Raw genomic sequence first — 7,994 nt, 5'->3', positions numbered from 1 at the left:
GCCGTGGCCCCGGCGAGCAGCAGCACGGCGAGTACGGCGGCCGCGCCGGCCCGCCAGCCGACCGGGCCCGGCAGCGCGACGGTGAACAGGGCCGCCGTCAGCCCGGCGACGGCCAGACCGATCAGCAGCCGTCTGGTCAGTGCGGGGCGCCAGGTGTCGGGCCGGGCCCGCAGCGTCTCGCCGATCCCGTCGACCAGATCGTCGAAGTCCACCTCGGGCAGGGACTCATGACGGGCCCGCAGATACAGAGTCTCGCCGTCGCGCAGCTCCAGGGACTGCGGAGTCCCCTCCTCGTCCAGGGGTGCGGCGCCCAGCCGCTGGAGGGTCCAGCCGCCCTGGGCCGAGCCCTCCTCGTGCAGGTCCCCGCCCGCGTACTCGACGAGAACGGGAACGAGATCGGCGAGCGGTACGTCGACCGGGACGCCCAACTCATAGGAATTTTCGGGCGCTCTTACAGTTATTCGGCACAATCCGACGGTGGTGTCGCTCACGGCGTTTCGATTCTCTCCCGTCCAGGGGTGCGGGTCGACCCGGGAACGGGGCGAACACTATCGTGAGTTCGAACCGATCATCGGATCAAGCATTCCGCCCGCAATGCCGGGTGGCCGATGAAATTGTTCTGCGGCAACAACGGACAACTGTTTCTTATCCGCCCGTTGACCCACAGGTAATTCCACCTGTCTCCTTGGACGAGGAAGGCCCAGACCTCTTGAGCACCGTCACGTTCCGGCGTCCGCCGCGCCGGCCGGGCCCGCAGCTGCCGCAGGGCGAGCTGACCCTCCAGGAACCGCCCGCGCTGCCCGAGTCCCAGGGAGCCATGGGCGGCGTCGTCACGTATCTGCCCATGGCCCTCAGCTCGCTCGGCATGGTGCTGATCTTCATCAGGCCCGGCGAGAGCAGCGGCGTACTGATGTGGGTCGCCATCGGGATGATGATGCTGTCCGCCGTCGGCATGCTGGTCAGCCAGTTCATCCGCGCGGCCGGCGACCGCAAACGGCGGCTGCGCGGCGAGCGGCGCGACTACCTGCGCTACCTCGCGACCAGCCGCCGCCGGATCCGCAAGGCCATCGACGAGCAGCGCAGGGCCGACGCCTGGCACCACCCCGAGCCCGGCTCGCTCGTCTCGCTGGCGCGTGGCGGCCGGCTCTGGGAGCGCCGCACCACCCATGAGGACTTCGCCGAGGTCCGGGTCGCCACCGGCACCCGTCAGCTCGCACTGACCCTCAACCCGCTCTCCACCAAGCCCGTCGAGGACCTCGAACCGCTCTGCGCCCACGCGCTGCGCCGGTTCATCCGGGCGTACTCGACGGTGCCCGGACAGCCGATCGCGGTCCGGCTGCGCTCCTTCGCCCGGGTGGTCCTGCTGTCCGGCAGCGCGAACGGGGCCGGCGGTACGAGCGGGACCGGCAGCCTGAACGGCACCGGCAGCCTGAACGGCCACGGCAGCGCGAGCGGCCCCGGCGGTACGAGCGGTTCCGGCGCCGGTGAAGCCGCGGCGGCCGCACGGAATCTGGAGGCGGCGCGCGGTCTGGCCCGCGCCGTGGTCGGGCAGCTCGCCGTCCTGCACGCGCCCGAGGACCTCGCCGTGGTCGTTGTCGCCGACGGCGGCGCGCTCCCCGGCTGGGAGTGGGTGAAGTGGCTGCCGCACGCCCAGCACCCGTCCGACACGGACGGCGCGGGCACCGCCCGGCTGGTCGCGGAAGCCGTGTCCGAGCTCGAACCGCTGCTGGGCGAGGAGTTCGGCGGGCGTCCGCCCTTCGAGCCGGGCGCCGAGCCGAGCCGCGACGAGCCGTACACCGTGATCGTGCTGGACACCGCCGCGGTCCCCGCCGGGGCCCGTATCGCCGAGCACGGCTACCGCAACGCACTGGTCGTCGATGTGCGCGGAGCCCTGGACGGCGCCGCCCCCGCACGCGGCACCCTGCGCTTCCGGATCACCCCGGGCGACCTCGCGATGGTCACCACCGACCCGGACGGCAAGGCAACCGAGACCTCGATCGGCCGCCCCGAGACCCTCGGCCCGCACGCCGCCCGTTCACTGGCCGCCGCGGTGGCCCCCTACCGGCTGGGTGTCACCGCACGCTCCGAGCAGCCGCTCCAGGAGGACCAGGAGCTGACCGGGCTGCTCGGCATCCACGATCTGCACTCCGCCGACCTCGCCCGGCTGCACGAGCGGCGCGCACCCGGCGACCGGCTGCGCGTCCCCATCGGTCTGGCCGCCGACGGCAGCCAGGTCACCCTGGACATCAAGGAGTCGGCGCAGGGCGGCATGGGCCCGCACGGCATGCTGATCGGTGCCACCGGCTCCGGGAAGTCCGAGCTGCTGCGCACCCTGGTGCTCGGCCTCGCGCTCACCCACTCGTCGGAGACGCTCAACTTCGTACTCGTCGACTTCAAGGGCGGCGCGACCTTCCTCGGCCTCGACCGGCTGCCGCACACCTCGGCCGTCATCACCAACCTCGCCGACGAGACGGCACTCGTGGAGCGCATGCGCGACGCCCTGCACGGTGAACTGATGCGCCGCCAGGAGCTGTTGCGCAAGGCGGGCAACTACGCCTCGGTGCTGGAGTACGAGAAGGCCCGCGAGACCGGCACCGCCCTCGCCCCGCTGCCCACCCTCTTCGTCGTCGTGGACGAGTTCAGTGAACTCCTCGCCGCGCACCGGGACTTCCTCGACCTGTTCGTGATGATCGGACGGCTCGGCCGGAGCCTCGGCGTGCATCTGCTGCTCGCCTCGCAGCGGCTCGACGAGGGCCGCATCCACCAGCTGGAGTCCCATCTCTCCTACCGGGTGGGGCTGCGGACGTTCTCCGCGATGGAGAGCCGCGGTGTGCTGGGGGTCCCGGACGCGTACGAGCTGCCGCCGCAGCCGGGCAGCGGCCTGCTGAAGAACGACGTCGGCACCCTCACCCGGTTCAAGGCCGCCTTCGTCTCCGGGCCCTACCGGGTGGTCAGGCCCGCGGCCCGCCAGGCGGTCGTCGCCGGGCAGGTCGTACCGTTCCACGCGGGCTGGGTGCCACCGCGCCAACTGCCGCGGGCCGCGCCCGAAGCGACCGGGCCCGAAGCGGCCGCGCCCGAAGCCGGTTCGCCGGGCTCTCCCGGTGAGGAGGCCGCTGCCGCCAGTCTGCTCAGCGTCGCCGTCGAGCGGCTGGAAGGCTCCGGGCCGCACGCCCACCAGGTGTGGCTGCCCCCGCTCACCGAACCGCCCACGCTCGACCTGCTGCTGCCCCCGCCGGGCTCGGCCGCCCCGCGCCGCCCGCTGACCGTGCCGGTCGGCATCGTGGACCGCCCCTTCGACCAGCGCCGCGACGAGCTGACCGCCGATCTGTCCGGGGCGGGCGGCCACGTCGGGATCGCCGGCGGCCCGCAGAGCGGCAAGAGCACCCTGGTCCGTACGGTCATCACCGCCATCGCCCGCACCCACACCCCGCGCGAGGTGCAGTTCTACTGCCTTGACCTGGGCGGCGGCGCGCTCTCCGCGCTCTCCGGCCTGCCGCACGTCGGCGGTGTCACCGGCCGTCTCGACCCGGAACGGCTGCTCCGTACCGTCGCCGAGATCACCGCGCTGATCGCCCGCCGTGAGCGGCAGTTCGCCGAGCACGGCCTGGGCTCCATGGCCGACTTCCGGCGCAGGCGCGCGGCCGGTGAGTTCGCCGACGACGCGTACGGTGACGTCTTCCTCGTCGTGGACGGCTGGAACACGATCCGCCAGGACTTCATGGACCTGGTGCCGACCTTCACGCTCATCGCGTCCCGCGGACTCAACTTCGGTGTCCACCTCGTCGTCGCCGCGACCCGCTGGGGTGAGATCGGCAGCGCCCTGCGCGACCAGCTCGGCACCCGCTTCGAGCTGCGGCTCGGTGACCCCGTCGACTCCGCGATCAACATGCGGGCCGCCGCGACCGTCCCGAAGACCCCGGGCCGCGGACTCACCGACGAGCGGCTGCACTTCCTGGCCGCGCTGCCCCGGATCGACGGTGACCCTTCGGTCGACACCCTCTCGGACGGGGTGGACGCCCTGGTCCGCGAGACGGCCGCCGAGTGGGACGGCCCCGCGGCCCCGCCGGTACGGATGCTGCCGCTCACCCTGCCCGCGTCGGAACTGCCCGCACCGGACGGCGACCTGCGCGTCCCGATCGGCCTGCGGGACGTCCAGCTGGACGTCTTCCGGCACGACTTCGACGAGCACCCGCACCTGGTCGTGGTCGGGGACGCCGAATCGGGCAAGACCAACCTGCTCGCGCTGGTCTGCGACGCCGTCACCCGGCGGTACGGGCCCACCGAGGCCCGCGTCATGGTCACCGACTACCGCCGCCGCCTCGCGGGCGCCGTACCGGAGGCGCACCGCCTCGGATACGCGGTCGGCCCCGCCCAGCTGCAGGAGATGGTCGGCGGCTCGGCCCGCGCCATGGCCGACCGGGTGCCGGGCCCCGACATCGCACCGGAGCGGCTGGCGAAACGCGACTGGTGGAAGGGCCCGCGGCTGTTCGTCGTCATCGACGACTACGAACTGATCGGCAGCGGCGGCCCCGACGCGTTCGCCCCGCTGCTGCCGTACCTCGCGCAGGGTACCGAGGTCGGGCTGCACATCATCGTGGCCCGCAGCGCCAACGGCGCGTCCCGCTCGATGATGACGGACCAGCTGCTGCGCCGTCTCGTCGAGGCCAACACCCCGGTCCTGCAACTGTCCTGCCCGCCCACCGAGGGCCAGATCATCACCGGCACGAAGCCCCGCCTGCTCCCGCCGGGCCGCGGTCTGTACATCACGCGCCGCAGCACGGTGCAGATCCAGACGGCGCTGCGCGACGAGCGGGCGGAGGAGGAGGCGGGGGAGTAGGCCCCATCGACTGGCCGGACGCGAGCGTCGTGCCCGGAGGCGCCGAGCGTTCGGCTCTCGATCAGTTCCAGGTCGACGTCGGCCGCGCCCCGGAAGATCGGATCCCGCCCAGTCCGGCCGGTGACCACGGGGAAGAGCGCCACCTGTACGCGGTCGAACAGGCCGACTGCCATCAGCGGGCCTGCACCGGTGCGGGTGGCGGAGAAGTCCGACCCGGTCGCCGGCCATTCGTTGCCGTTCGGGCAGGGCTGAAGACGGGCGGTGAGGGAAGGGCCGCGCGTGGGATGGTGAGGGTGGGCTGCGACGTGTGAGGGGAGAACGACAGTGGTGGGTAAGGGGCTGGGTGCAGCGGTCGCGGTGGTGTCGTTCTGCGCGGTGATCGCCGGAGCGTTCTTCGCGGGGGCGGCATGGCAGAGCGGGGGTGCAAAGGTGACGCAGAGCCCGCGGTATGCGTCGGGGCAGCCGGTGACGATGACGCGGGGTGAGCTGGTCGAGGCGTGGACGGCCGAGCTGAAGAAGGCGGGGAAGGCGAAGCCAGAGGGGTGGGAGATCCTGACGACAGAGGAGTTACGGGGCCGCTACCTGGATCAGGTGCACGAGAACGCGCCGCACCCGACGGGCCGGAACATCGACCCGGGCATGGACCGCAAGCCGTGAGCCCGGCCGGGTAGCCGGAAGGGGCTCGCAGCCGGGTGGCTGCGAGCCCTCCGTGCGCCTCTGGGCTTGGCTGTTGCCCCAAGACCTGCTGCTTCTAGTTGAGTTCGTTGATGCGGTTGATCACGGCGACCGCGTTGTCGGCATGATCGGAGGAGAACAGGTCGTCGTTCTTGCGGGTGCCGTCGTCCTCGGTTTCGATGTGGCTGTTCGCCCCGACGATCTGCGCGTCAGTGGTGGCGATGGGACCGCCGGACGCACCATGTCCCATGTCGCAGTCCACCTTGAGGCGGTTGTCCAGCGGGTTGAAGTCGGCGGCGTCCTCGGCGTTGCCGGTGCAGTAGAACTGTGTGTACCCGTCCATGTCGGTGCGGTGGTAGCCATCGCCGGGGAACCCGGAGTCGATGACGTCCGACCAGTCCGATCCGTATCCGAACTTGTAGCCCAGGGCACCTACGGAATCGCTGAGACTGGTGTACCCGGCCGGGACGGTCACGTTGAACGCGGCCATGTCGGCGTCCTCGGGGTCACCGTCCTGCGTCCATTCCTCTGGGGCGACGATGGTGCTGGCCGTCCACTTCCCCCACGGGGCGTCATACCCGTCGGGGCTCCCGGCGTTCTCCTTGAACCCGGGGATGAACGTGATGTCCTTCCAGAAGCTTTCGGCCCCTGTGCCATCGCCGGGGTGGACGCAGTGCCCGGCGGTCCACACGGTGTTGCCGCCGTCGGCCGCGATCGAAGCCCCGCTGCAGCCGTGATCGGATCCGTCGGGTTCAGTGAACAGGATCTTCCCCACGACGATGGCCGGTGCGTTCTGCGGGAACGGGACCTTCTGCGCCACCGGCATCTCCGGGACGTCGAACGCCGCGGGGGCGGCGGCGCGTTCCTGGCGTCTGTCGGCGGCTAAGACCTGCCCACGCTCCGCCCGCAGGCCGAGCGTGGCTCCGGTCGTGCCACTGGCCTTCGCCGCCGATACCGCGGCGCCGGCCTTGCGGGCGAACGCGTCGTCGTCGCTCTTCTCGTTGGCCAGGGCCCGCGCGACTCGGGCCGGGGTCCAGTAGTCGCGTACGTCCTGCGCCTTGACAGCCTGTGTGCCGACGGTCACACCGGGAGCTGCGGGGGGATCTGCCGCTGCCCCGGTAGACAGGACAGCGGGAATCAGGGCCATGGTGAGCAGTACGGCTGTGGCCATCCTGCGGGTGCTCGGTATGTGCACCTTTCTGAACCTTCCAATTGACGGGCTTTCGTCCCGTCGCGCCAGGGGCAGTAGACCACAGGACATACGTGCCGACCCATCAACTCAGTTATTTTGTCCACTAGTTGTGCAACAAAGACGCCTTCCGGTCCGGGAAGCCTCCAGGCTGGACGGCCAACGGCTGGGACCGCTCCGAGGGGGACCGGGTCTCCCCGTACGGCAGCCCCCGACAGCCGGGCCTTCTCGCAGTCCCGCCTCTACCGCGAACTGCGGGGTGTGGCGGTCGCGGGTCTCCCTTTTCGATGACTGCGAGTGGAAGTGAGGGCGGCGCAGCAAATCCCTGGTTCGTACCGTCAGCTTCCGGGGAGCTGCTGCGGTTTCAGCCTGTCCAGGACGAGGTCGAGAAGGCGTTCGGCCGGGTCCCGTTGCTCGGGTTCCGCCGGCATCGCTGTCCCGCTGGACGCCCTCGCACCCGTGATCGCCTTCGCTATCGAGCAGCCGTACAGTGCCGACGTGGGCGGCATCGTCGTCCGCCCCACAGCGCGGAACCAGGGCCTGTACCGCCAGAAACGGCACGTACGGCAGTTCTGAACCGGACGCTCCGTCACCCCACCGTCGACAGCAGTATCCGCATCCCGATCACGAAGATCACGGCTCCGAAGACACAGAAGGCGACCATGCTGCCGCCGCCCGAGTAGCCGTCGATGGCCATCCGCTGCGGCTTGGCCGGGTCGTAGAGGACGGTGACGGGTGTGCCGGGGCGGAGGCTGGTCCTGCTCCTCCCGAGCGAGGACCTGACCTCCATCGTCCGTCCGTTGCCGGTCCGGTACTGCACCACCGGGTGGTAGCTCGTCCCGCCCTCACCGGAACTCCGGGCCAGCCGGACGACGGTGCCGCAGGCCCGTGCCCCGCGGCGCCGCAGCCAGTGTGTCTTGAACAGGACCGTGCCGCCGACGGCCCCGAAGAGCAGGCCGAACGCCATGACGGATATCGCCCCTTGCTCAGGACCCATGAATTCTCTTCTCCCTCGGCTGCGTGCCACACGGACCGACCGGACGGGGCCGTTCCGTCTCACCAGGGAAGGACGCGGGAGCGGAAGGCGCGGTTCTCCAGCACCACGGTGCCGCCGCCGGGGACGCGCCCCGTGACAACCGAGTCAGACCCCCGCGCGCCAGCCCCGGCGCCGTGCGCGGGGCAGCACCACCGCGAGGAACGCCGTCAGTGCGACGAGCCCCGCCGCACCACCCGCCACCGCGAGCGCGCCCGTGTGGGCGCTGTGCCCGGTACTGGCCGCGAGCCGCGGTGCCG

General features: G+C 71.4%; 5 protein-coding genes and 1 pseudogene. 2 read left to right on the top strand and 4 right to left on the bottom strand.

Features of this window, described 5'->3' with window-relative positions:
• The coding region (locus tag G3I19_RS32365; protein WP_239074979.1) for an EsaB/YukD family protein at positions 1-428 on the bottom strand (428 nt) is incomplete at its 3' end.
• A gap of 281 nt (positions 429-709) precedes the next feature.
• Here G3I19_RS32365 and eccCa point away from each other — a divergent pair.
• A complete protein-coding gene (gene eccCa / locus G3I19_RS32360; protein ID WP_239074978.1) occupies positions 710-4,837 on the top strand; it encodes a type VII secretion protein EccCa in 4,128 nt (1,375 codons plus the stop codon).
• A gap of 44 nt (positions 4,838-4,881) precedes the next feature.
• Here the strand turns inward: eccCa and G3I19_RS37820 are convergent.
• Positions 4,882-5,013, bottom strand: a pseudogene (locus G3I19_RS37820) (deaminase); the annotation flags it as partial.
• Between the two features lie 148 nt (positions 5,014-5,161).
• Here G3I19_RS37820 and G3I19_RS32350 point away from each other — a divergent pair.
• Positions 5,162-5,494, top strand: coding sequence for a hypothetical protein (locus G3I19_RS32350; RefSeq protein WP_164267279.1), 333 nt, complete (start codon positions 5,162-5,164; stop codon positions 5,492-5,494).
• A 94-nt stretch (positions 5,495-5,588) separates the two neighbouring features.
• Here G3I19_RS32350 and G3I19_RS32345 read toward each other — a convergent pair whose 3' ends face one another.
• Complete coding sequence (locus G3I19_RS32345; RefSeq protein WP_164267278.1) at positions 5,589-6,596, bottom strand: hypothetical protein; 1,008 nt, start codon at positions 6,594-6,596, stop codon at positions 5,589-5,591.
• Between the two features lie 694 nt (positions 6,597-7,290).
• Entirely contained in the window at positions 7,291-7,698 is a 408-nt protein-coding gene (locus tag G3I19_RS32340; protein ID WP_164267277.1) for a DUF3592 domain-containing protein, read from the bottom strand.
• Between the last annotated feature and the right edge of the window lie 296 nt (positions 7,699-7,994).

It is taken from the genome of Streptomyces sp. SID10853, assembly GCF_010548145.1.
GTDB lineage: Bacteria > Actinomycetota > Actinomycetes > Streptomycetales > Streptomycetaceae > Streptomyces.
Note: the sequence above shows the minus strand (reverse complement) of the source record. Positions and strands in the feature narration are given on the sequence as shown.